The sequence below is a fragment of the Mesorhizobium sp. AR07 genome (assembly GCF_024746815.1).
Lineage (GTDB): Bacteria > Pseudomonadota > Alphaproteobacteria > Rhizobiales > Rhizobiaceae > Mesorhizobium.
Genome location: NZ_CP080525.1, coordinates 5,260,068 through 5,281,597 on the forward strand (window position 1 = coordinate 5,260,068; position 21,530 = coordinate 5,281,597).

Below are 21,530 nucleotides of genomic sequence, written 5' to 3' on the forward strand. Positions count from 1 at the left end.
GTGGTTGGAAACGGATTGGACCATGATGGCGGCACGGCGCTCTTCCCTCGGCTTCCTCGGAATGTTCGGCCGCTCGGGCGACTTGAGACAGCTCGATGCGGCATTGCGTGGCGCCGACCTTCATCCCGCCCTCGTGCCGGAGGGGGTAAAACTCACCATCGTCAATCTGATGAAGGGTCGCTGGCCCGGCGAACCGCCCGGCCACGCCTACGCGGACGTGGCGCGGCTGTTCAGCTACTGCATTGCCGGACCGGAAGCTTTCGAGCGATCCAATGGCCTTCAGAACCGGCTGGATGCGGAACGCCGGATCGAAGCCGCCCTTGAAGCCGGAGACAGCTTCGATGCACAAATCGTGCTGATGACGCTGCACGCCAAGCTGATCAGTGCCGAGGTCGTCGAGCGCTACGGGCTGAGCGCCGGCTAAGGCCGACCGATCTCCTCGAGATACCAGCCGATATAGCGCAGTTCGTTGTATTCCATCGGCGCGATCGGACCCGGCACGAAATAGTGCGAGCGCACGCCGCGCGCGGTGTGCTCGATGATCTTCTTGTCTTCGTCGGTGGTGACCTTCCACAGCCAGGTCAGCTTTTCGAGGTCGTAGTCCTGGCCTTCGACCGCGTCGCCGCGCACCAGCCAGATCAGCTCCATCTCGCAGGTTCCCGCCGTCTTCGGAATGAAGCGGTAGATCATGCCGTGATCGGGATAGCAGACGAGAAAACTCGTGCCGCCGAGATGGATGGAGGTGACGCCGCCATCATAATCGGTGAAGCGGCCCATCAGGGGTGCCACCGGCGAGCCGTCCTTGCTGCCGCTCGAAACGCCGTCATAGAGCGCGTAGCGGAAGGTATGGATGGCTTCCTGCCCGGCGGCCGAATTCTGCCAGCGGTCACCGCTGCCGATCTCGATGCCGAGCGCGCAGGTGCGCTGCTCCATCGCGGCATTGAGCTGCTCGATCATCTCGGCCGGCTTTTCCAACGCGTGCGTCTGCGAGTATTCCGGATGCGCCGGCCCGCAGTGATAGCACTCGACATAGTTCTCGACGGCAAGCTTCCAGTTGGCGTCGACCGGATAGGTCTCGCGGTAGGCTACCTTGGCGTCACCCCAGCCATATTGGCCGCAGCTTGTGCGCAGCGACTGTTCGATCGGGTCGAAATCCAGCGGCGTCTCGGCGAAGGAAATGAAGACCAGCCCAGCGGCGACGCGGACATGAAGCTTCTTCAGCCCGTGCGCCGTGCGGTCGAAATCCTTCGGCATCAGACGTGCGGCACGCAAGGATCCGTCATTGGAATAGGTCCAGGCGTGGTAGGGACAGACGAAGACCTTCGCATTGCCCCTTTCCTTGGTGCAGACCTCGGCGCCCCGGTGGCGGCAGACGTTGAGCATGGCATGGATGGTGCCGTCCATGCCGCGCGTCAGGATGACCGCCTCGTCACCGAGCTTGAACAGCTCGAAATCGCCAGGGTTCGGAATGACGCTGGCATGTGCCAGGCAATGCCAGTGGCGGCGAAAGACGCGCTCCATGTCCCGCTCGAAGATCGCCTGCTCGTGATAGAAGGCGCGCGCCAGGCCATGACCCGCCCGGTGCGCCGCCACCAGGTGGTCGATCGCGTCAGCGGCATTGGAGGCTTGCTGGATAGGGTGCACACTCATTTGTCGTTCTGCCCGATGGTTGGTCCTGGGTGGTGGCTGTATGGCTGCACGAACTCGTCTCCGGCTAACCGCCCATGCGCGTGCGCGGCAGGTGGATCAGGTCGCCGAAGCGGGCACGCAGTCTGTCGTCGACCTGTTTTGGCACGTGGCGCGGAAATCGTTCGGCAAGAATGCGTTTCTTCTCGGCGATCGCGCGCAGCACTATATCAGGCCGGCCTTTTTCAATCCATTCCTTCGGCGAAGAACGATCGCCGAGCGCGGGATAGAAATGCTCGGTCTGCGTCAGCTTGAGCGTTTGTTCGTTGTCGAGGTAGTGCCCCGGGCCCTTGAGGCAGACTTCGGCGATACTGTCGATCGACAGGGCTTCGTCAGTCACTTCGATGCCACGCGCACAGCGCAGGCAATGACCGAGCATGTCATTGTCGATGACCAGGCTTTCCAGGCAAAAGCCGAGCAGCGAGGCATGCATGCCGGCCGATTCGTAGACCAGGTTGAGGCCGGAGAGGCCGGCCATCACATTGGTGATGCCCTTTTCGTAGCCGGATTGAATGTCGGGCAGTTTTGAATCCGTCATGCCGGCGGCGGAGCCCCCAGGCAAATCGTAGAATTGCGCCATCTGGGCGCAGGCCGCCGTTGCCACCGACTGTTCGGCCGAACCGCCGGCCATGGTGTTGGTGCGCAGGTCCGACATGAATGGCCAGGCGCCGAAGATCGCCGGATGGCCCGGCTTGAGCGCGTTGACATAGACGAGGCCGGCCAGCACTTCGGCCACCGCTTGCACGACCGCGCCGGCCATGGCTGCGGGTGCGGTGGTGCCGGACTGGCCGGTCGAGAGCAGTAGGATCGGGATGCCGCCTTCAACGCAGGCTTCGAGCACGCCGCAGGCATCCTCGGCGAACTTCATCGGCGGCACGACGAACGAGTTGGAGTTGGAAACGAATGGCCGGGCGCGGAAATTCTCCTCGCCGCCGGCAATAGCATAGAGCATTTCGAGCGCCGGCTTCACATTCTCACGCACGGTGAAGGACGTTCCGACATGCTTCGATGTCCCCATCACGCAGGCGTAAAGCGTGTTGAAATCCATCTCGAGCGGGTCGGCGATGTCGCGCGCCACCATCGGCCGCTGGAAGAAATGGATGTTGTCCAGCCCATCGACGATGCGGGCGGCATCATAAATGTCCACCAGCTTGGATTCGCGGTACTCGCGCTTCTCCATATCCACCAGGTGAACGGCGATACCCGCCGTGCCGTAGTGCACACGCTTGCCCTGGACCACCATGTCGTGCCTGGCGTCCTGGCCGTGAAGTGTGAAATGCCGTGCCGCCCGCTTGATGGTATCGAGCACCAGCGCACGCGGAAAGCGGACACGGCCATCGTCGCCATGGATCGCACCCGCCTTGGTCAGCACCTTTATGCAGGAAGGGATGGCATTGGCGAAGCCGACTGTCTCCAGAAGCGTCAGCACGCCCTCGTGGATACGCTCGCAGTCATCTCCGCGCAGCGGCGCGTAGCTGCCGCCCTCGATGGCCTGGTGTTGTGGTCCGGTGTCCCCCATCAGAGGAGCTGATCGCATGGCATGTCCTGTTTCGCAAAGACTGGAGCGCTGTGGACGACGGTCCGCCGGCATGTCCTGCTGTTCGACAGCCACTGGCATGGAAGCACTCCACCTTTATCGGCAGGAGCTCGTGGCGGTTGGTCCACCCTCGGCCTGCTTCTTCCCCTGACGCCGACTATGCCGCCGGCCCTGATCCATCCTATGAGCCAGCTGGACCAGTCACATGTGCCAGAACTAAAATGACCGGAGCTGCTACGAGCGGCTCCGGTCATGAGATCGGTACGTTGGTCAGGCGGCGGCTGGCCTGCGGCCGGCCGCGGTGGCCAGTTCGCGGATGCCTGGTTCGATGTGCTGCAGCGCGATCGACGAGATGCCCAGCCGCATGAAACGCGAAGGCTTTTCAGTGCGATCGAAGAAACGGTCGCCGGGCTCGATGATGACGCTGCGCGAGGCGGCGGCCTCGGCCAGTCCGCGCGCATCGGTGCCGCGCGGCCCTTCGAGCCACAGCGACGTGCCGCCGGCAGAATCGGTCGAACGCCATTCCGGCAGGAAAGCGGAAATCGCATGGACCAGGCGCTTCCGCCGCTCGTCGAAGGCGCTCGACAGCCGCCGCACCAGCGCCTCGTGATGGCCGAGCGACAGGAACAACGCGACGGCGCGCTGGTTGTTGGCCGGCGGATGGCGCAGCATGAAGCGGCGCAGTGCCCTGAGTTCCGAGATCAGTCCAGCCGAAGCGACGATGTAGCCGAGCCGCAGGCCCGGAGCCAGCGTCTTCGACATCGAGCCGACATAGACGACGCGGCCGGAACGATCGAGGCTCTTCAGCGCCTGCTGCGGCGCCTCGTCGAGAAGCTGGCTGTCATAACCGTCCTCGATGATGATCTGGTTGTGCCGGTTGGCCCGTGCCAGCAAATCCTGGCGCCGTTCCGCCGACAGCGGCACCATGGTCGGGCAATGATGGCTGGGCGTGACGAAGACGAAACCGGAATCATTGGGAATAGAAGCGGTTACGATGCCCGACTGGTCGACCGGCACCGGCTGGATTTCGGCGCCCGCGAGGCGGAAGATCGAGCGTGCGTCGGGGTAACCGGGGTCCTCCATCGCCACCTTGGAGCCCTTGGCCATCAGCAGCGTCGCCAGCATATAGAGCGCGTTCTGGGCGCCCAGCGTGACGATGATCTCGTCGGGATTGGCGAAGATGCCGCGCCTGGGCAGCAGCCGCGCCTGGATCTGCTCGATCAGCAGCGGATCGTCGCGATCGACCATGTCTGACGCCCAGTTGCGGATTTCGAGCACGGCAAGCGCCATGCGGTTGCACTCGCGCCACTCGGCGGTCGGGAACAGCGCCGGGTCGAACTGGCCGTAGACGAAGGGGTAGGACGACTTGATCCAGTTCTCGTGCTTGGCCGGCGGCGGCATGTCGCTGGCGGCGATCTTGCGGCGTGCCTTCCAGTCGATCTCGTTGGCCTGGTCGGGCGCCTTCTGATGCGGCTTGGCTGGCGTCGCCAGCACATCGGGATTGACGAAATGGCCGCGCCGCTCGCGTGCCACCAGGAAACCCTGGTCGACGAGCTGCTGGAACGCCAGCACGACGGTTCCGCGCGCCACGCCGAGTTTTTCGGCCAGGATTCGGCACGAGGGAAGCGGCATCGAGGCGGCGATCTGGCGGTCGAGGATGGCTGCCACGATGGCTTGGCGGATCTGCGCCTGCAGGGTCTGGCCGGATTCAGCTGAAATCCGGAACAGGCCGGACCATATCGCCGTGTCGTTTCGCTGTGGCATGGAAGATGTTCCTTGATGGCCAGCTTTTTTCGCTTGGCTGGACCAGTCGAATGTAACGGTGGCACAAGGGGTTGCGCCAATCAATTTTTCTGATCGTTGGGATTTATGCCAGTGATCCTTCGGCCGAAACCAGGCGTTGCGGCATCCCCGGCGTGACGCATCTGCGTCATCGCTGCGTGATGGGTCCGTTATTCATCGTGACGCAGCTGCGTCGTCGCCGCGTGACGATTTGCGTCATCGCTGCGTATTGAACCGGATGAAATTCGGCTCAATAGTTTTGGCGCGACGACACGCGCCGGAAACATCCGGTCTGATATGGTGCGTCGAAAACGTCAGGAGTCCCCCGCCAGTGGATCAGTCAGCTTTTCAAAAACAGCTTGCCGCCTTGCGCGATCATCGCACTGCTGCCCCAGCCAGCATGCGTCAGGCCTTCGCCGCCGATCCGCAGCGGTTCGAAAAATTCTCCGCCACCGACGGCGACCTGTTGCTCGACTGGTCGAAATGCGCCGTCGATGCGCTCACCATGGATTTGCTGGAGAGGCTGGCCAAGGCCGCCGATCTCGAAGGCCGCCGTGCGGCGATGTTCGCCGGCAAGAAGATCAACCTCACCGAGGACCGTGCGGTACTGCACACGGCGCTGCGCAACCTGACCGGCAAGGGCGTCACCGTCGACGGCCAGGACGTCAAGGCGGACGTCATTGCCGTGCTCGACGCGATGGGCGCCTTTGCCGATGCCGTGCGCTCCGGCAAGGCGGCCGGCGCCACCGGCAAGAAGATCACCGACATCGTCAACATCGGCATCGGCGGTTCCGATCTCGGCCCGGCCATGGCGACGCTGGCGCTGGCGCCCTATCACGACGGGCCGCGCGCGCATTATGTCTCCAACATCGACGGCGCCCATATCCACGACACGCTGAAGGGCCTGTCGGCCGAGACCACGCTTTTCATCGTCGCTTCCAAGACCTTCACCACCGTCGAGACGATGACCAATGCCGAAACGGCGCGCAAATGGGTGCAGAAAGCACTCGGCAAGGAAGCGGTCGGCAAGCATTTTGCCGCCGTCTCGACGGCGCTCGAACTGGTGGCGAAGTTCGGCATCGAATCGGATCGCGTCTTCGGCTTCTGGGACTGGGTCGGCGGCCGCTATTCGGTCTGGGGTGCGATCGGCCTGCCGGTGATGATCGCGGTCGGCCCCCGGAATTTCCGCGCCTTCCTCGATGGCGCGCACGAGATGGACGAGCATTTCCGCACCACGCCCTTACAGAACAACCTGCCGGCGCTTTTGGGATTGGTCGGCTGGTGGCACCGTGTGATCTGCGGATACCCGGCGCGTGCCGTCATTCCTTACGATCAGCGCCTGTCCAGGCTGCCGGCCTATCTGCAGCAGCTCGATATGGAATCGAACGGCAAGAGTGTCACTCTCGAGGGCACGGCGGTGACGACGCCGACCGGACCACTGGTCTGGGGCGAGCCCGGCACCAATGGCCAGCACGCCTTTTTCCAGCTGCTGCACCAGGGCACCGATTTCATCCCGGTCGAGTTCCTTGCCGCGGCCGTCGGTCACGAGCCGGAGCTCAAGCATCAGCATGATCTGCTGCTCGCCAACTGCCTGGCGCAGTCGGAAGCACTGATGAAGGGCCGCACGCTGGAGGAGGCGCGCGCCCAGATGCTGGCCAAGGGCATGAAGCCGGCCGAGGTCGACAAGATCGCGCCGCACCGCGTCTTCTCCGGCAACCGGCCCTCGGTGACCATCCTCTACCGCAAGCTCGACCCGCGCACCTTCGGCCGGCTGATCGCGCTCTACGAGCACCGCGTCTTCGTCGAGGGCACGCTGTTCAACATAAACTCCTTCGACCAGTGGGGCGTCGAACTCGGCAAGGAACTGGCCACCGGCCTTTTGCCTGTCGTGGAGGGCAAGGAAAGTGCCGCCAAGCGGGATGCCTCGACCGCGGGCCTGGTGGGATACATCCAGCATTTGCGTGGATCGGAGTGAGCGGTTTGGCAGACATCAAGGGAATATTGTTCGACAAGGATGGAACGCTTGTCGACTTCAACGCGACCTGGCTCGGCGTTGCCGACTTCATGGCCATGGATGCGTCCGAGGGCGATCGCTGGAAAGCCGACAGGCTGCTGGCCGCTGCCGGCTTCGATTCCGCCACCAAACGATTCAAGCCCGACTCCATCTTTGCCTCCGGCACCAATCTCGACGTCGTCGAATTGTGGTTCCCGCGGCTGTCCAACGAGGACCAGATGCTTGCCGTCGCCCGCTTCAACGAGATCACCTCTGTGCAGGGCTCGAAGATGGCGGTGGCGCTGCCGGGCATCGTCGAGACCTTGTCTGCGCTGCACAGGAAATCCTACCGGCTTGGCGTCGCCACCAACGATTCGACCAGCGGCGCGGAAAAAACGCTGGTGACGCTTGGCGTCGCGCAGCTGTTCGACGCGGCCTATGGCTACGACGCGGTCGCCAATCCGAAGCCGGCGCCCGACACCATCTTGGCCTTCAGCGATCTCACCGGCCTGCCGCCGTCGGCGATCGCCATGGTCGGCGACAACCGCCATGATCTCGAAATGGCGCGGGCCGGCGGCTGCGGGCTGGCGGTCGGCGTGCTCTCCGGCACCGGCACCCGCGAATCGCTGGCCGGGATCGCCGACGTCATCCTGGAGTCCGTCGCCGATCTGCCCGATTTTCTGTCGGCGCGGGTCAAGGAAACGATCTGAGCTGGCTGACCAGAGTATGGTCCCGAAAAGTGGATGCCGGTTTTCGGAAAAGATCATGCTCGAACAAACAGCGACGCCTCATCAGCCTTCGAGGCGAAAGACACCGCTTGGCGCCAGCGCGCTGTCTTTCGTCTGGCCGAAATCCGGCACCTTGTATTCGGCCACTAGGTGCAGCCGCTGGCGTGGCAGATAGGCGCGGCCGGGGTCGCCCACCAGCACCTCGATACCGGCGCCAAGGCAGCGCTCGAGGAAAGGCATGACGCGGTCGGCGACATCCTGTCCATAGAAGACATCGCCGGCAAGCACGAGGTCGACCGCGGGTGGCGAACCCCTGGTGATGTCGTATCCGATCACCGTGATGGCGACTTCGTTCGCCGCTGCATTGAGAGCGAGAGCGGCAACGCCGTTGCGATCGATCTCCGTGGCGATGACCTCGCGCGCGCCAGCCTTGGACGCGGCAATGCCGACAAGGCCGGAGCCGGCGCCGAGGTCGAGCACACGGCGACCCGCCACGGTTTGCGGACAGTCGAGTATATGGCGCGCCAGCACCGCGCCACCGGCCCAGGCATAGGCCCAGTAGGGCGGCTGCGGCTCAGGCTCATCGTCATCCGTGTCGTCGTCCGCGTCGAAGCCTTGCCCCGGATCGGTAAGCCGCCTCAGGCCGCTCGCCGGATGGGGCGTATAAAGCCGGATCTCGGGAAGCGAAGGCACCGGGGCGATGCGCATGTTCGCCCTGATGAATTCTGTCGGGTCAGGACGGCAAGGTGCATCCATGGCGCCGTCGCCGTCGGCTGTCGTCATTCGCGCAGCGCTCGCCGCAGGATCTTGCCGACCGGCGTCTTCGGCAGCTCGGTCCTGAATTCGATGTATTTAGGCCGCTTGTAGCCGGTCAGGTTCTCGCGGCAATAGGCGATGAGCGCCTCGGCGGTCAGCGCCGGATCCTTCTTGACGACGAACAGCTTCGGCACTTCGCCCGAATGCTCGTCCGGCACGCCGATCGCCGCCACTTCGAGCACGCCCGGATGCATCGCCACGACTTCCTCGAGTTCGTTGGGATAGACGTTGAAGCCCGAGACCAGGATCATGTCCTTCTTGCGGTCGACGATCTTGGTGTAGCCGCGCTCGTCCATGAAGCCCATGTCGCCGGATTTGAAGTAACCGTCCTTGGTCATCACCTTGGCGGTCTCGTCCGGCCGGTTCCAGTAGCCCGCCATCACCTGCGGCCCCCTGATGCAGATTTCGCCGACCTCGCCGAGCGGCAGATTGTTGCCGTCGTCGTCGCGGATGGCGATCTCGGTCGAGGGCAGCGGCAGGCCGATCGTGCCGGTGAAGTCGCCGGCGCTGAATTTGTTGGCGGTGGCCACCGGCGAGGTTTCCGACAGCCCGTAGCCTTCGGTCACCGGACAGCCGGTCAGCGCCTTCCAGCGTTCGGCGACGCCCTTCTGCACCGCCATGCCGCCGCCCAGCGTCAGCACCAGCGGCTTGAAGTCGAGCTTGCGGAAATCCTCATTGTTGAGCAGCGCGTTGAACAGCGTGTTGAGGCCCGGAAAGATATGGACCGGATATTTTGCGAGTTCCTTGACGAAGCCGGGAATGTCGCGCGGGTTGGGAATGAGCACGTTGCGCGCACCTTGTTGCATGCCCATCAGTGCGTTCACCGTCAGCGCGAAGATATGATAGAGCGGCAAGGCGCAGATGAAGTTTGGGTGCGCCGGTTTCGGCTTGATCGTATAGGCGTCTTCCATCCACTGCGCATTCTGCACGACATTGGCCAGCACGTTGCTGTGCAGCAGCGTTGCACCCTTCGAGACGCCCGTGGTGCCGCCCGTATATTGCAGGAAGGCAACATCGTTGGCTGCCACTTTGGCTGGCTTGAAGCTCAGGCCGGCGCCAGCCTTCAAGGCCGCGTTGAACTTGACATGGCCGGGCAGCGACCATGCCGGCACCATCTTCTTCACCCGGCGCACGACGAAATTGACGATTGTACCTTTTAGCCCGCCAAGCATGTCGCCCATCGCCGCGACCACGACATGCTTGACTGCCGTCCTGGCGATCACGGCCTGCAAGGTGTTGGCGAAGTTCTCCAGGATGACGATGGCTTGTGCGCCGGAATCCTTGAGCTGGTGCTCCAGTTCGCGCGGCGTGTAGAGCGGATTGATGTTGACCACGGCATAGCCGGCACGAAGCACGGCCATCATCGCCACCGGATACTGCAGCACGTTGGGCATCATCAGCGCAACGCGCGCGCCCTTTTGCAGTCCCTTCGATTGCAGATAGGCGCCGAAGGCCGCCGACAGCCGCTCGACGTCGGCATAGCTGATGGACTTGTCCATGCAGGTGAAGGCGGGCTGGGCGGAAAATTGCTTGCAGGCAGCGACCAGGAAATCGCCGATCGAGCTGTAGGGCAAGGCACCGATTTCAGCCGGCACGTTCTTCGGATAGCTCTTCAGCCAGGGCTTTTCCGGCAGGCCGGCGGCAAGTGCTGTCAGCGCTTTCGGCAATCGCTTGGCCGGGTCCGGCTTCGCTGCCGGTGGGGCCTTGGCCGCTGCAGCCCTCGCCGCCGGCTTCGCGGCGGTGGGCTTTGGTGCGGACGCCGTCTTTCCGACAGCAAGCTTGGCCGGGGCCTTGGCAGCCGGTTTTGTGCTTGCCTTCACGGCTGCGGTGGCTGTCTTCGGCTTGGTCGCGGCGGCTTTGGCAGCCGGCGCTTTCGGCTCGGCCGTGCCGGCGGCTGCTTTGGGAGCCGCCCTGGCTCCGGCTTTCACCGGCGCATTCGTCTTTGATGCTTTTGCCACCCGTTCCTCCCTCGACAATTCTTGTTCGTCCGCGCCGCGCCCGCCTCCAGATGACAGAGACGTCCTCCGCTACAGCCGATATGTGATCTATGTATGGCCTCTATCGGCGGCGGTGCAAGTCTTGCCCTTGCGGCAAGGCGGCGAAAGATTTGCCGTCGAAAATCTTTCCCGCCGCCGACACCGCGGACAGGTGTCCTACCGCATCCTCGGCGGGGCGACGGCCGGCGTGTCAGAGCTGTCGCCAGATCGGCGATCAATAAAAAAATGCGGTCGTTAACAATCCCGTGAATGGAAAGAACTGCTAATTTTTTCTGCCATTTAGCAAAATATCGGATTTTTTTCCTGCTTCCCGAGGGGTAAGCAAACGGGGTGTTCCAAAGCCGGAAAAACGGTGCTTATATGCGCGCTTCGCGAGCCTGATAGAGGGGCTTGGAAGAACATCAGGGAGTGCTCAATGAAGAAGAAACTGACTTTTGCAGCCGCGTTGCTGGCTGCAAGCGTCCTGGGCGGCGTGGCCAATGCGAAAACTCTGGTCTACTGCGCGGAAGCTTCGCCGGAGGGTTTTGATCCGGCGCCGTATACCGCCGGCCAGACGTTCGACGCGTCCTCGCGTACCGTCTTCAACCGCCTTGTCGAATTCGATCACGGCAAGACAACGATCTCGCCGGGCCTGGCTGAAAGCTGGACGATTTCCGACGATGGCAAAGAGTATGTCTTCAAGCTGCGCAAGGGCGTCAAGTTCGCCGCCACCGACTATTTCACCCCGACGCGCGACTTCAACGCCGACGACGTGGTGTTCTCGTTCCAGCGTCAGGTCGACAAGAGCGGCCCCTGGTTCCAGTACATTCCGGGCATTGCCTACCAGTATTACAATGACCAGTTCGGCGACAACATCACCAAGGTCGAGAAGGTCGATGACCTGACGGTGAAGTTCACGCTCAAGGAGCCGGCAATCACCTTCATTCCGACGCTCGGCATGGACTTCGCCTCGGTCGTCTCCAAGGAATATGCCGACAAGCTGCAGGCCGACAAGACGCCTGAACTCTTCAACCAGAAGCCGATCGGCACCGGCCCGTTCATCTTCGTCGACTATCAGACCGACGCCGCCATCCGCTACAAGGCCAACCCGGACTATTGGGGCGGCAAGCAGAAGATCGACGATCTGGTCTTCGCCATCACCACCGATCCGGCGGTTCGTGCACAGAAGCTGAAGGCCGGCGAGTGCAACATCATGTCGTACCCGGCACCGGCCGACATTGCCGGCCTGCAGGCTGAAGCGAGCCTGAAGGTCGAGGAACAGGAAGGCCTCAATGTCGGCGCGCTGATGTACAACACACAGCAGAAGCCGTTCGACGACGTGCGCGTCCGCAAGGCGCTCAACATGGCCATCAACAAGAAGGCCATCATCGATGCCGTCTTCCAGGGTGCCGGCCAGGTGGCGGTCAACCCGATCCCGCCGACGATGTGGTCGTACAACAAGGAAGTGAAGGACGATCCGTACGATCCCGATGCGTCCAAGAAGCTGCTCGCGGAGGCTGGCGTCAAGGACCTCAAGATGAACGTCTGGGCCATGCCGGTATCGCGTCCGTACATGCCGAACGCGCGCCGCACCGCCGAGCTGATCCAGGCTGACTTCGCCAAGGTCGGTGTCACCGTCAACATCGTCAGCTACGATTGGGGCGAATACCTCAAGCGCGCTTCCGCGGTCGATCACGATGGCGCCGTCATCGTCGGCTGGACCGGCGACAATGGCGATCCGGACAACTTCCTCGGCGTGCTGTTGAGCTGCGCTTCCGTCGGTTCGAACAACCGTGCGGAATGGTGCAACAAGGACTTCGATGCGCTGATCAACAAGGCCAAGACCGTTTCGGATCAGGCCGAGCGCACCAAGCTCTATGAACAGGCACAGGTCATCTTCAAGGAACAGGCACCCTGGGCGACGCTCGCTCACTCCAAGGTGTTCATGCCGATGCAGAAGACCGTCTCCGGCTTTGCGATGGATCCGCTCGGGATCCATCGCTTCGACGGCGTCGATATCGCCGAATAAGGTTCGCGAAACGGGGGCGTCACCGCATGGTGACGCCCCCACTCGCCCGCCATGCTGCGTTATATCCTCGGCAAGCTCGCCCTCATCATCCCGACCTTCATCGGGATAACCATCCTCGCGTTTGGCTTCGTGCGCATCCTGCCCGGTGATCCCGTGCTGGTGCTTGCGGGCGAACGCGGCCTGTCGCCCGAACGTCACACGGCGCTAATGCACCAGTTCGGCTTCGACCTGCCGATCTGGCAACAGTACCTGACCTATCTGACCAACATCCTCAGCGGCGATTTCGGCACCTCGTTCTCCACCAAGACGCCGGTGCTCAAGGATTTCCTGGTGCGGTTCCCGGCAACGGTCGAACTCGCCATCTTCGCCATGATCTTTGCCGTCATCCTGGGCGTCGCCGCCGGCATCTTCGCCGCCATCCGCCGCGGCTCCTGGTTCGACCAGCTGACCATGGGCACGGCACTGGCAGGCTATTCCATGCCGATCTTCTGGTGGGGGCTGCTGCTGATCATCGTGTTTTCCGGCACGCTGCACTGGACGCCGGTCTCGGGCCGCATCGATCTTCTTTATTTCTTCAAGCCGGTGACCGGCTTCATGACCATCGATTCCCTGATTTCAGGCCAGAAGGGCGCGTTCCGCTCGGCGTTGTCGCACCTTATCTTGCCCACCATCGTGCTCGGCACCATACCGCTCGCCGTCATCGCCAGGCAGACGCGCTCCGCCATGCTCGAGGTGCTCGGCGAAGACTATGTGCGCACCGCGCGCGCCAAGGGCCTGACGCCGTTCCGGGTGGTCGGCCAGCATGCTTTCCGCAATGCGCTGATCCCGGTCGTCACCACCATCGGCCTGCAGGTCGGCACGCTGCTGACCGGCGCCATCCTGACCGAGAGCATCTTTTCCTGGCCCGGCATCGGCAAATGGATGATCGACGCCATTTCCAAGCGTGACTATTTCACCGTGCAGGGCGGGTTGCTTTTGATCGCATTGATCGTCATGTCGGTGAACCTCATCGTCGACGTGCTCTACGCCGTCATCAACCCACGCATCCGGGCCAACTGAGATGAGCAACGAAGGCCCAGCCACTATCGAAGCCGCCACCGTCGTCAAGCAGCAGGATGCCCGGCTGCAGATGTTCGGCGAGTTCTGGCATTACTTCTCCGTCAACAAGGGCGCGGTGATCGGGCTCTTCGTCTTTGCGCTGCTGATCCTGATCGCCATCTTCGCGCCGCTGCTGGCGCCGCATTCTCCGGACGACCAGTTCCGCGACTTCTTCCTGACGCCGCCGGCCTGGCAGGAGGGCGGCAACGCGCAGTTCCTGCTCGGCACCGACGCCGTCGGCCGCGATATGCTTTCGCGTCTGATCTACGGCTCGCGCTTCTCGCTCGCCATCGGCTTCGTCGTCGTCACCTCCGCGCTGATCTCCGGTGTCATCCTCGGCCTGCTCGCCGGCTACTGCCGCGGCTGGGTCGACACGCTGATCATGCGCATCATGGACATCATCCTGGCCTTCCCGTCGCTGCTCCTGGCGCTGGTGTTGGTCGCGGTGCTTGGCCCTGGCCTGGTCAATGCGATGATCGCCATCGCCTTCGTGCTGCAGCCGCATTTCGCCCGGCTCACCCGCGCCGCCGTCATGGCGGAGAAGACCCGCGAATATGTCGTCTCGGCCAAGGTCGCAGGCGCCAGCCATCTCAGGCTGATGCTGGTCACCATCCTGCCCAACTGCATCGCGCCGCTGATCGTGCAGGCGACGCTGTCCTTCTCCAACGCCATTCTCGAGGCGGCGGCGCTTGGCTTCCTCGGCATGGGCGCGCAGCCGCCGACGCCCGAATGGGGCACCATGCTGGCCGAGGCGCGCGAGTTCATCCTGCGCGCCTGGTGGGTGGTGACCTTCCCGGGGCTCGCCATCCTGATCACCGTCTTCGCCATCAACCTGATCGGCGACGGCCTGCGCGACGCGCTCGACCCCAAGCTGAAGAGGTCGTGAGCATGCCTCTGCTCGAGATCAAGAACCTCACCGTTTCCTTCGACACCGCGGCCGGACCGTTCATGGCCGTGCAAGGCATCGACCTGTCGATCGAGCCGCGCGAGGTGCTGGCGATCGTCGGCGAGTCCGGCTCCGGCAAGTCGGTGTCGATGCTGGCGGTGATGGGGCTGTTGCCCAACACGGCGACGGTCAAGGCCGATCGCATGGCCTTCGACGGCGTCGATCTTCTGAAGCTCACCCCGTCCGAACGGCGCAAGATCGTCGGCAAGGACATCTCGATGATCTTCCAGGAGCCGGTCGCCAGCCTCAACCCGTGCTTCACCGTCGGCTTCCAGATCCAGGAGGTCTTGCGCTTCCATATGGGCATGGATCGCGCCCAGCAGCGAGCGCGGGCCATCGAACTGATGAAGCTGGTCGGGATCGCCGATCCGGAGGAGCGGCTCAACTCCTATCCGCACCAGATGTCCGGCGGCCAGTGCCAGCGCGTCATGATCGCCATCGCCATTGCCTGCAATCCGAAACTGCTGATCGCCGACGAGCCGACGACGGCCCTCGACGTCACCATCCAGAAGCAGATCCTCGATTTGCTGGTTTCGCTGCAGGCCAAATACGGCATGGGCCTGATCATGATCACCCACAATATGGGCGTGGTGGCCGAGACCGCCGACCGCGTCATCGTCCAGTACAAGGGCCGCAAGATGGAAGAGGCCGACGTGCTGTCGCTGTTCGAATCGCCAAAGAGCAATTACACGCGCGCGCTTTTGTCGGCGCTGCCGGAGAATGCCGTCGGCGACCGGCTGCCGACCGTTTCCGACATGATGTTCGAGCCGGCCCCCTCTGCTGTGGGAACCGGGTCCGCCGCGGGGGCCGCCTCATGAGCATCACGGTTCTCGAAGGCAAGAACATCGTTCGCGACTATCATATCGGCGGCGGCCTGTTCACCGGCCCGCGCACGGTCCATGCGGTGAAGGGTGTCTCCTTCAAGGTGGACAAGGGCAAGACACTGGCCATCGTCGGCGAAAGTGGCTGCGGCAAGTCAACGCTTGCCCGCATCATCACCTTGATCGATCCGGCGACATCGGGTGACCTGGTCATCGACGGCAACAAGGTCGACATCGCCAAAACCGGCCTGTCGAAGGAAATGCGCCGCAAGGTGCAGATCGTGTTCCAGAACCCCTATGGGTCGCTCAACCCGCGCCAGAAGATCGGCGACGTGCTGGGTGAGCCGCTGCTGATCAACACCGACAAGCCGGCCGCCGAACGGCGCGATCTGGCCATGAAGATGTTGAAGAAGGTCGGTCTCGGCCCCGAGCACTACAACCGCTATCCGCACATGTTCTCCGGCGGCCAGCGCCAGCGCATCGCCATTGCCCGCGCCCTGATGCTCAATCCAAGCCTGCTGGTGCTGGACGAGCCGGTCTCCGCGCTCGATCTGTCGGTGCAGGCGCAGGTGCTCAACCTGCTCTCCGACCTGCAGGACGAGTTCCAGCTGACCTATGTCTTCATCAGCCACGACCTGTCAGTCGTGCGCTACATCGCCGACGACGTGATGGTGATGTATTTCGGCGAAGCGGTCGAATACGGTTCGCGCGACGAGGTTTTTGCCGACCCCAAGCACAGCTACACCAGGACGCTGTTCGCCGCGACGCCGCGCTCCGACGTCGCCTCGATCAAGGCGAGGCTGGCAAAGAAGAAAGCCGCCTGACGCCGCAGAGCCAACTCGCTTAGGACAGCTTGGCGATGATCGCGCGCAGCGCCTCGCCGAAGCGCCTGATCTCCTCGACCGTGTTGTAGTGGACCAGCGAGGCGCGGATGGCGCCGCTGTCCATCGAGAGGTTGAGGCGCTTCATCAGCCGCGGCGCGTACATGTGGCCGTCGCGGATGCCGATCTGCATCTCGGCCATCTCCTCGACGATCCTTTGCGGTGACAGTTTTCCGATGTTGAAACAGAAGGTCGGCACGCGCTCCGTGATGCGGGCTTCGTCGGCAACGCCGTAGATCGTCGCGCCGCAATCCTTGAGCACGCCAAGCATCTCGCGCGCCAGCACCAGCTCATAGTCGCGGATGGCGCCCATGCCGGCGACGATGTTGTCGCGCCGCGAGCGGTTGTTGGACGGCGCAAGATTGCGGCCGATCAGTTCGAGATAGTGCACGGCCGCATCCATGCCCGAGACGTTCTCGTAGATGAAGGTGCCCGCCTCGACCTTGTAGGGCGGCTCGTCGGGGATGAAGTCCTCGCGGAACGTCGGCAGCCGCTTCAACGTGTCGAAGCGTCCCCACAGGAAACCCATATGCGGCGAAAAATTCTTGTAGCCGGAGCAGACGAGATAGTCGCAATCCCAGGCCTGCACATCGATCAGCCCGTGCGGCCCGTAATGCACGCAGTCGAGGAACACTTCCCCGCCGGCAGCGTGGGCGATCCTGGCGACGGAAGCGACGTCGACGATCGAGCCGATCGAATGCGCGGTGACCGTGCAAGCGACGAGGCGGGTGCGGTCGGAAACCAGCGGGCGCAAATCGTCGACATGCAGGTTACCGTCCTCGCGCATGCGCCACCATTTGAACTTGGCGCCGGCCGCTTCCAGCGCCAGCCAGGTGGCGATGTTGGCGTCGTGGTCCATATCGGTGATGACGATCTCGTCACGCTCCTGAAGCATCTGGCCGATGCCGAGGCTGACCAGCCGGATGAATGAGGTGGCGTTCATGCCGAAGCAGATTTCGGCCGGGCTATAGGCGTTGATCAGCAGCGCCACGCTTTCGCGCGCATCGGCGACCGACTGGTCGACGGTGACGCTGCGGCCATAGCGGCCGCCACGCTGCACATTGTGCGAAACCAGATGGTTGGTCACCGCGTCGAGCACGCTCTGAGGAATCTGCGCACCGGCGGCGTTGTCCATGAAGATGAAGTCGCCGGCCCGCTGCAGGGCCGGAAACATGGCGCGGATGGTCTCGACGGGGAAGCCGCCGGCGGCGTTGGCTTGGGGATTGCTCAAGGGTCGTCTCCTGCGAAGTGCTTGGCGGGGGTCGGTTGGCGTGGTCAGCGCGTCTTTTCGGTCTTGAAGCGTTGTTCAAGCATGCTGACGAGCCGGACCATCGGCCAGAGGAAGATGAGATAGACGAGGGCTGCGCCGATCAGCGGCGAGGGGTTGGCGTAAAGCGACTGCGCGTTGGTCGCTTCCTTCAAGAGTTCCGGCAGTGCCACGGTGGAGGCGAGCGACGTGTCCTTGAACATCGAGACGCAGTTGCTGGTCATCGGCGGGATGACCACGCGGACCGCCTGCGGCAGCACCACCTTGCGCAAGGTCAGCAGGAACGGCAGGCCAAGCGCCTGCGCCGCCTCGAACTGGCCGCGCGGAATGCTCTCGATGCCGGAGCGGAACACCTCGGCCGAATAGGCCGACATGATGATGGCGAACGCCGTCACAGCCGAGGCCCAGGACGACAGCCGTATGCCTAGGAACGGCAGCGCATAGTAGATCAGGATCAGCACGACCAGCACCGGCAGGGCGCGGAAGATATCGGTGTAGCCGACCGCGAGCCACCGCAGCGGCTTGGCCGCATAGAGCCGCACCAGGCTGATCACCAGGCCGACGGGAATGCCGATGCCGATGCTGAGCAGTCCGAGCAGCAGCGTGTTCAGGAAGCCGCGCAAAAGCGCCGGCAGGCTGGACATGATGACATCGGCGTTGAAGAAGGTGTCCAGCAGCGACATGGGAGTGTTCCCGAACCGTTTTGCGTCCCGTGACGCCAGAGCAAGACCCGAACACCGAAATCGGTTGCGCCGTACAAATACGGCTCCGGGGAAAGATCATGAATGAAAACGCGACGTGCCGGCCTTTCGAGCCGGCACGCCTCTGTTTTGTCAGTCGCCGCTCAGGCCTTCGGCAGCGGCATTTCCTTGACGGTCGAGGAATCGGCGGGGGCGTCGCTGCCGAACCACTTCTTGTGGATCGCGGCCAGCGTGCCGTCCTTCTTCATCGCGGTCAGCGCGTCGTTCAGCTTGCCGAGCAGCGGATGGTCCTTGGTCATCATCAGACCGTATTGTTCGCCGGTCTTGATGCGCTCCTTGACCGTCAGATCCTTCATCTTGGTGAAGGCATACTGCATGCCCGGAATGTCGCTGACCGCCGCATCGACGCGTCCGGCGCTGAGGTCGAGCAGCAGGTTCTGCTGCGTGTCATAGCCCTTCACGTCGCTGAAGCCGTCGGCTTCCTGATGCGCCTTTACCCAGGTTTCGCCGGTCGAGCCGGACAGAACGCCGACGATCTTGCCCTTGAGGTCGGCTTCGGCCTTGATCGGGCTGTCGGTCTTGGTGGCGATGCCCATGTCGGAATCATAATAGGGCTGCGTGAACGACTGCGACTTCAGCCGCTCCGGCGTGATGGTGATCGAGGAGATGGCGACGTCGATGCGCTTCGACGTGGTGGCGGCGAACAACGCCTGGAAGCCGAGATCGGCGATATCCGTGGTCATGCCGACACGCTTTGCCGCTTCGTTGACGATGTCGACTTCGAAGCCCTCGAATGTGCCGCTCTCGTTCTTGTACTCGAAGGGCGGATTGGTCGGATAGGCGCCGACATTGAGCACGTCGGCGGCATAGGCGGTGGCGGGACCAGCGGCGATGCCGATGGCAGCGGCGACGATAATGAGATTGCGACGGTTAAGGTTCATTGGTGTTCCCTCTGGGGTGTTCCCCTCTGGTTGTTGATCGGGCGGGATTGGCCCCGCACGGTTTCTTGCCGCCCCGCTTTTGGCGGGGCGTCAATTCATGGCAGCGACCATGCGGTCGAGCGCGGTCGCTATTTGGTCGCGTTCACGGCACACGCACATCCGCAGGAAGGCCGTTGCCGAACTTCCAAACAGATGGCCGGGTGCCAGCCCGACGCGCGCCGTCTCCAGTATCCTGGCGCAGGCGCGACGCGCATCGCTCTCGCCTTCCATGGCAAAGAAGGCATACATGCCGCCGCGCGGTTTCGCGGGCAGGATGATGCCCGGAATCTGCGCCAGCCTGAAATAGGCAAGGTCGAGGCCGGTCCTGATCCGCTGCCTGATCTCCTCGACCAGCGGCTCGCCCTGGCGGATCGCCGCGACGGCGCCGGCCTGGATGGGAGCTGATGTGCCGCTGTTGACATATTGCGTCATGGCGCCGAGCTGGTCGGCCACCCCCGATGGATGCGTCAGCCAGCCGATGCGCCAGCCGGTCATCGCCCAGGCCTTGGAGAAGCTGTTGACCGACAGGACACGGTCGCCATCCTCGGCGATCTGCAGGATGGAGGGAGCAACGTCGCCGTCGAAATAGAGCCGGCCATAGACCTCGTCGGAGATGATCCAGATGCCGGTGCGCCGGCTGAAATCGAGCAGCGCCTGCATCTCCTCGGCTGATGCGGTCCAGCCTGTCGGATTGGACGGCGTCGACAGGAAGATCGCCCGCGTGCGGGCGTCGCAGGTGGCAAACAGCCGGTCGAGGTCGAGATGCCAGTCACCCCTGAAGTCGAGCGAAAACGGCCGCGGCTCACCGCCGATCAGGTGGATGGCATTGTGGATGTTGGGCCATTGCGGCGCGACGTAGACGACATTGGTGCCGGTATCGACCAGCAGTTCCAGCGCCAGATACAACGCCTGCATGCCGCCCGGCGTCACGGTGGTGCGCGCGATCGGGATCGGCCGGCCATGGATGCGCGTCTGGTACTCCGACAGCGCCTCATTCAGGGGCCCATGGCCGCGCATGTCGGGGACATAAAAGGTCAGGCCCTCATCGAAGGCCGCCTTGGCGGCGTCGCGGATGAAGGCGGGCGTCACCATGTCGCCTTCGCCGTACCAGAGCGCGATGACGTCGCCCAGTTCGCGCGCCCGCACCGCGAGGTTGGCGATGTTCTCGGTGTGCAGATCACGAATTTGCGCGCGCACGCCATCGAAAGCATAGCGCGCGCTGGACGATGACTGGGGCAGCATGAACGACAAGGACTGAAACCCCTCCCACCCGGAGCACCACGATGGATGGCCGGCAGGCCCGTCCGGCACGGCAATCGCCATCGATTTCGGAATGCTTATCCAAAGCACGGCGGTTTTCAAGGCGAAAGTTTTAAGCTTAAAAAGTTTGGCCGGCATGTTGCCCGGCCGATACGCCCCTTTTGAGCCCTTATGAGTTAGCTGCGGCCGTCTCGCGCCAGTTCGGCGCGGGCGGCGGAGGTGCCGGCGGCAGCGGCCGCGCCAAGAAACATCGTGTCGCTGGCCAGGATGAAGAAGCTGGCGCCGATGGCTGCCCATTGCGCCGTGTCCTGAGGCTTTGCGCAGAAGATGCCTGACGTCCTGCGGTGAGCAACCGTCACGCCGATGATCCTGCGGATCGCCGCGGTGAGCTTGTCGGCGCCTTTCGGGCCGATCGCATCGATCGACACCGAAAGATCGCCAGGGCCGACGAAGATCACGTCGACGCCGTCGACGGCCGCGATCGCTTCGATGTTGGCCAGCCCTTCCGATGTCTCGACCTGGACCGCGACGACGATCCTGTCATTGGCGCCGGCCAGATATTCCGGGATGCGATAGCCATAGCCGGCGGCCCGACCGGGCCCGACGCCACGCTCGCCCCTTGGTGGATAGCGCGAGGCCTTGACGGCTATCGCCGCCTGGGTGGCGGTCGAGACGCGTGGGATCAGCACGCCTTGCGCGCCGCTGTCCAGCGCCGCCTGTATCGCTTCCGGCGCGTGTCCGGGGACGCGCACCATCGCCGGCACGCGATGGACGTCGGCGGCGCGCACCATGGTCTCGATCGTGTCCCGCGAGATCTGCGCATGCTCCCAGTCGATGCAGAGAAAATCGAGGCCGGACTGCGCCATCACTTCGACCGCGACGGGATGGGGAATGGCGGCAAAGGAACCGACGAGGTTCGTCTTGCCGATGCATTTCTGGCGGAACTCGCTCATGCCCATCCCCTTTCTCGCTCCGCCCAAATCCATATCCGCAAATGACCGTCGGGCGAAGCTATTTCAGGCTTGAAAT

General features: G+C 63.4%; 18 protein-coding genes. 8 read left to right on the forward strand and 10 right to left on the reverse strand.

Features of this window, described 5'->3' with window-relative positions; genetic code table 11:
• The first annotated feature begins 25 nt into the window (after positions 1–25).
• Positions 26–424, forward strand: coding sequence for a hypothetical protein (locus BPNPMPFG_RS26370; protein ID WP_258596937.1), 399 nt, complete (start codon positions 26–28; stop codon positions 422–424).
• Here the strand turns inward: BPNPMPFG_RS26370 and BPNPMPFG_RS26375 are convergent.
• The 3 genes from BPNPMPFG_RS26375 to pdxR all read right to left on the reverse strand — a co-directional run bounded on the left by BPNPMPFG_RS26375 (position 421) and on the right by pdxR (position 4,987).
• Positions 421–1,650 carry an aromatic ring-hydroxylating oxygenase subunit alpha gene (locus tag BPNPMPFG_RS26375; RefSeq protein ID WP_258591529.1) on the reverse strand — a complete coding sequence of 410 codons (1,230 nt, stop codon included), beginning with the start codon at positions 1,648–1,650 and terminating at the stop codon, positions 421–423. The genes BPNPMPFG_RS26370 and BPNPMPFG_RS26375 overlap by 4 nt on opposite strands.
• Before the next feature lie 64 nt (positions 1,651–1,714).
• Positions 1,715–3,304, reverse strand: a complete 1,590-nt coding sequence (locus BPNPMPFG_RS26380; protein WP_258591530.1) for a trimethylamine methyltransferase family protein — start codon at positions 3,302–3,304, stop codon at positions 1,715–1,717.
• A gap of 189 nt (positions 3,305–3,493) precedes the next feature.
• The gene (gene pdxR / locus BPNPMPFG_RS26385; RefSeq protein ID WP_258591531.1) at positions 3,494–4,987 is read right to left on the reverse strand and encodes a MocR-like pyridoxine biosynthesis transcription factor PdxR; all 1,494 of its coding nucleotides are present in this window, start codon (positions 4,985–4,987) and stop codon (positions 3,494–3,496) included.
• 349 nt (positions 4,988–5,336) lie between these two features.
• Between pdxR and pgi the strand changes: the two genes are divergently transcribed.
• Entirely contained in the window at positions 5,337–6,980 is a 1,644-nt protein-coding gene (gene pgi, locus BPNPMPFG_RS26390) for a glucose-6-phosphate isomerase (protein WP_258591532.1), read from the forward strand.
• 5 nt (positions 6,981–6,985) lie between these two features.
• On the forward strand, positions 6,986–7,708 hold the full coding sequence (locus BPNPMPFG_RS26395) for an HAD family hydrolase (protein WP_258591533.1): 723 nt from the start codon (positions 6,986–6,988) through the stop codon (positions 7,706–7,708).
• A gap of 81 nt (positions 7,709–7,789) precedes the next feature.
• Here the strand turns inward: BPNPMPFG_RS26395 and BPNPMPFG_RS26400 are convergent, their stop codons facing one another.
• Positions 7,790–8,509 carry a class I SAM-dependent methyltransferase gene (locus BPNPMPFG_RS26400; protein WP_258591534.1) on the reverse strand — a complete coding sequence of 240 codons (720 nt, stop codon included), beginning with the start codon at positions 8,507–8,509 and terminating at the stop codon, positions 7,790–7,792.
• On the reverse strand, positions 8,506–10,500 hold the full coding sequence (locus BPNPMPFG_RS26405) for a long-chain fatty acid--CoA ligase (protein WP_258591535.1): 1,995 nt from the start codon (positions 10,498–10,500) through the stop codon (positions 8,506–8,508). The genes BPNPMPFG_RS26400 and BPNPMPFG_RS26405 overlap by 4 nt, the downstream gene beginning before the upstream one ends.
• A 454-nt stretch (positions 10,501–10,954) precedes the next feature.
• Between BPNPMPFG_RS26405 and BPNPMPFG_RS26410 the strand changes: the two genes are divergently transcribed.
• From BPNPMPFG_RS26410 to BPNPMPFG_RS26430, 5 genes are all read left to right on the forward strand, one after another.
• Positions 10,955–12,547, forward strand: a complete 1,593-nt coding sequence (locus BPNPMPFG_RS26410) for an ABC transporter substrate-binding protein (RefSeq protein ID WP_258591536.1) — start codon at positions 10,955–10,957, stop codon at positions 12,545–12,547.
• Between the two features lie 51 nt (positions 12,548–12,598).
• A complete protein-coding gene (locus BPNPMPFG_RS26415; protein WP_258591537.1) occupies positions 12,599–13,606 on the forward strand; it encodes an ABC transporter permease subunit in 1,008 nt (335 codons plus the stop codon).
• Positions 13,607–13,676: 70 nt separating this feature from the next.
• Complete coding sequence (locus BPNPMPFG_RS26420) at positions 13,677–14,531, forward strand: ABC transporter permease subunit (RefSeq protein ID WP_224618710.1); 855 nt, start codon at positions 13,677–13,679, stop codon at positions 14,529–14,531.
• Between the two features lie 2 nt (positions 14,532–14,533).
• Entirely contained in the window at positions 14,534–15,409 is an 876-nt protein-coding gene (locus tag BPNPMPFG_RS26425) for an ABC transporter ATP-binding protein (RefSeq protein WP_258596939.1), read from the forward strand.
• Positions 15,406–16,236 carry a dipeptide ABC transporter ATP-binding protein gene (locus tag BPNPMPFG_RS26430; protein WP_258591538.1) on the forward strand — a complete coding sequence of 277 codons (831 nt, stop codon included), beginning with the start codon at positions 15,406–15,408 and terminating at the stop codon, positions 16,234–16,236. The genes BPNPMPFG_RS26425 and BPNPMPFG_RS26430 overlap by 4 nt, the downstream gene beginning before the upstream one ends.
• 19 nt (positions 16,237–16,255) lie before the next feature.
• Here BPNPMPFG_RS26430 and BPNPMPFG_RS26435 read toward each other — a convergent pair whose 3' ends face one another.
• From BPNPMPFG_RS26435 to BPNPMPFG_RS26455, 5 genes are all read right to left on the reverse strand, one after another.
• Positions 16,256–17,467: a cysteine desulfurase-like protein gene (locus BPNPMPFG_RS26435; protein ID WP_258596941.1), complete on the reverse strand. Its 1,212-nt coding sequence runs from the start codon at positions 17,465–17,467 to the stop codon at positions 16,256–16,258.
• Between the two features lie 101 nt (positions 17,468–17,568).
• Positions 17,569–18,243, reverse strand: a complete 675-nt coding sequence (locus BPNPMPFG_RS26440) for an amino acid ABC transporter permease (RefSeq protein WP_258591539.1) — start codon at positions 18,241–18,243, stop codon at positions 17,569–17,571.
• Between the two features lie 161 nt (positions 18,244–18,404).
• Positions 18,405–19,202 carry an ABC transporter substrate-binding protein gene (locus tag BPNPMPFG_RS26445; protein ID WP_258591540.1) on the reverse strand — a complete coding sequence of 266 codons (798 nt, stop codon included), beginning with the start codon at positions 19,200–19,202 and terminating at the stop codon, positions 18,405–18,407.
• A gap of 90 nt (positions 19,203–19,292) precedes the next feature.
• Entirely contained in the window at positions 19,293–20,591 is a 1,299-nt protein-coding gene (locus BPNPMPFG_RS26450; protein WP_258591541.1) for a pyridoxal phosphate-dependent aminotransferase, read from the reverse strand.
• 86 nt (positions 20,592–20,677) lie between these two features.
• The gene (locus BPNPMPFG_RS26455; RefSeq protein ID WP_258591542.1) at positions 20,678–21,454 is read right to left on the reverse strand and encodes an HpcH/HpaI aldolase family protein; all 777 of its coding nucleotides are present in this window, start codon (positions 21,452–21,454) and stop codon (positions 20,678–20,680) included.
• Positions 21,455–21,530: the final 76 nt, after the last annotated feature.

What these genes read in the sequence shown, in the direction of transcription:
- BPNPMPFG_RS26370 (WP_258596937.1), top strand. Translation starts at nt 26, where the DNA reads ATGGCGGCACGGCGCTCTTCCCTCGGCTTCCTCGGAATGTTCGGCCGC.
- BPNPMPFG_RS26375 (WP_258591529.1), bottom strand. Translation starts at nt 1,650, where the DNA reads ATGAGTGTGCACCCTATCCAGCAAGCCTCCAATGCCGCTGACGCGATC.
- BPNPMPFG_RS26380 (WP_258591530.1), bottom strand. Translation starts at nt 3,304, where the DNA reads ATGCCAGTGGCTGTCGAACAGCAGGACATGCCGGCGGACCGTCGTCCA.
- pdxR (WP_258591531.1), bottom strand. Translation starts at nt 4,987, where the DNA reads ATGCCACAGCGAAACGACACGGCGATATGGTCCGGCCTGTTCCGGATT.
- BPNPMPFG_RS26400 (WP_258591534.1), bottom strand. Translation starts at nt 8,509, where the DNA reads ATGACGACAGCCGACGGCGACGGCGCCATGGATGCACCTTGCCGTCCT.
- BPNPMPFG_RS26410 (WP_258591536.1), top strand. Translation starts at nt 10,955, where the DNA reads ATGAAGAAGAAACTGACTTTTGCAGCCGCGTTGCTGGCTGCAAGCGTC.
- BPNPMPFG_RS26415 (WP_258591537.1), top strand. Translation starts at nt 12,599, where the DNA reads ATGCTGCGTTATATCCTCGGCAAGCTCGCCCTCATCATCCCGACCTTC.
- BPNPMPFG_RS26420 (WP_224618710.1), top strand. Translation starts at nt 13,677, where the DNA reads ATGTTCGGCGAGTTCTGGCATTACTTCTCCGTCAACAAGGGCGCGGTG.
- BPNPMPFG_RS26425 (WP_258596939.1), top strand. Translation starts at nt 14,534, where the DNA reads ATGCCTCTGCTCGAGATCAAGAACCTCACCGTTTCCTTCGACACCGCG.
- BPNPMPFG_RS26430 (WP_258591538.1), top strand. Translation starts at nt 15,406, where the DNA reads ATGAGCATCACGGTTCTCGAAGGCAAGAACATCGTTCGCGACTATCAT.
- BPNPMPFG_RS26435 (WP_258596941.1), bottom strand. Translation starts at nt 17,467, where the DNA reads ATGTTTCCGGCCCTGCAGCGGGCCGGCGACTTCATCTTCATGGACAAC.
- BPNPMPFG_RS26440 (WP_258591539.1), bottom strand. Translation starts at nt 18,243, where the DNA reads ATGTCGCTGCTGGACACCTTCTTCAACGCCGATGTCATCATGTCCAGC.
- BPNPMPFG_RS26445 (WP_258591540.1), bottom strand. Translation starts at nt 19,202, where the DNA reads ATGAACCTTAACCGTCGCAATCTCATTATCGTCGCCGCTGCCATCGGC.
- BPNPMPFG_RS26455 (WP_258591542.1), bottom strand. Translation starts at nt 21,454, where the DNA reads ATGAGCGAGTTCCGCCAGAAATGCATCGGCAAGACGAACCTCGTCGGT.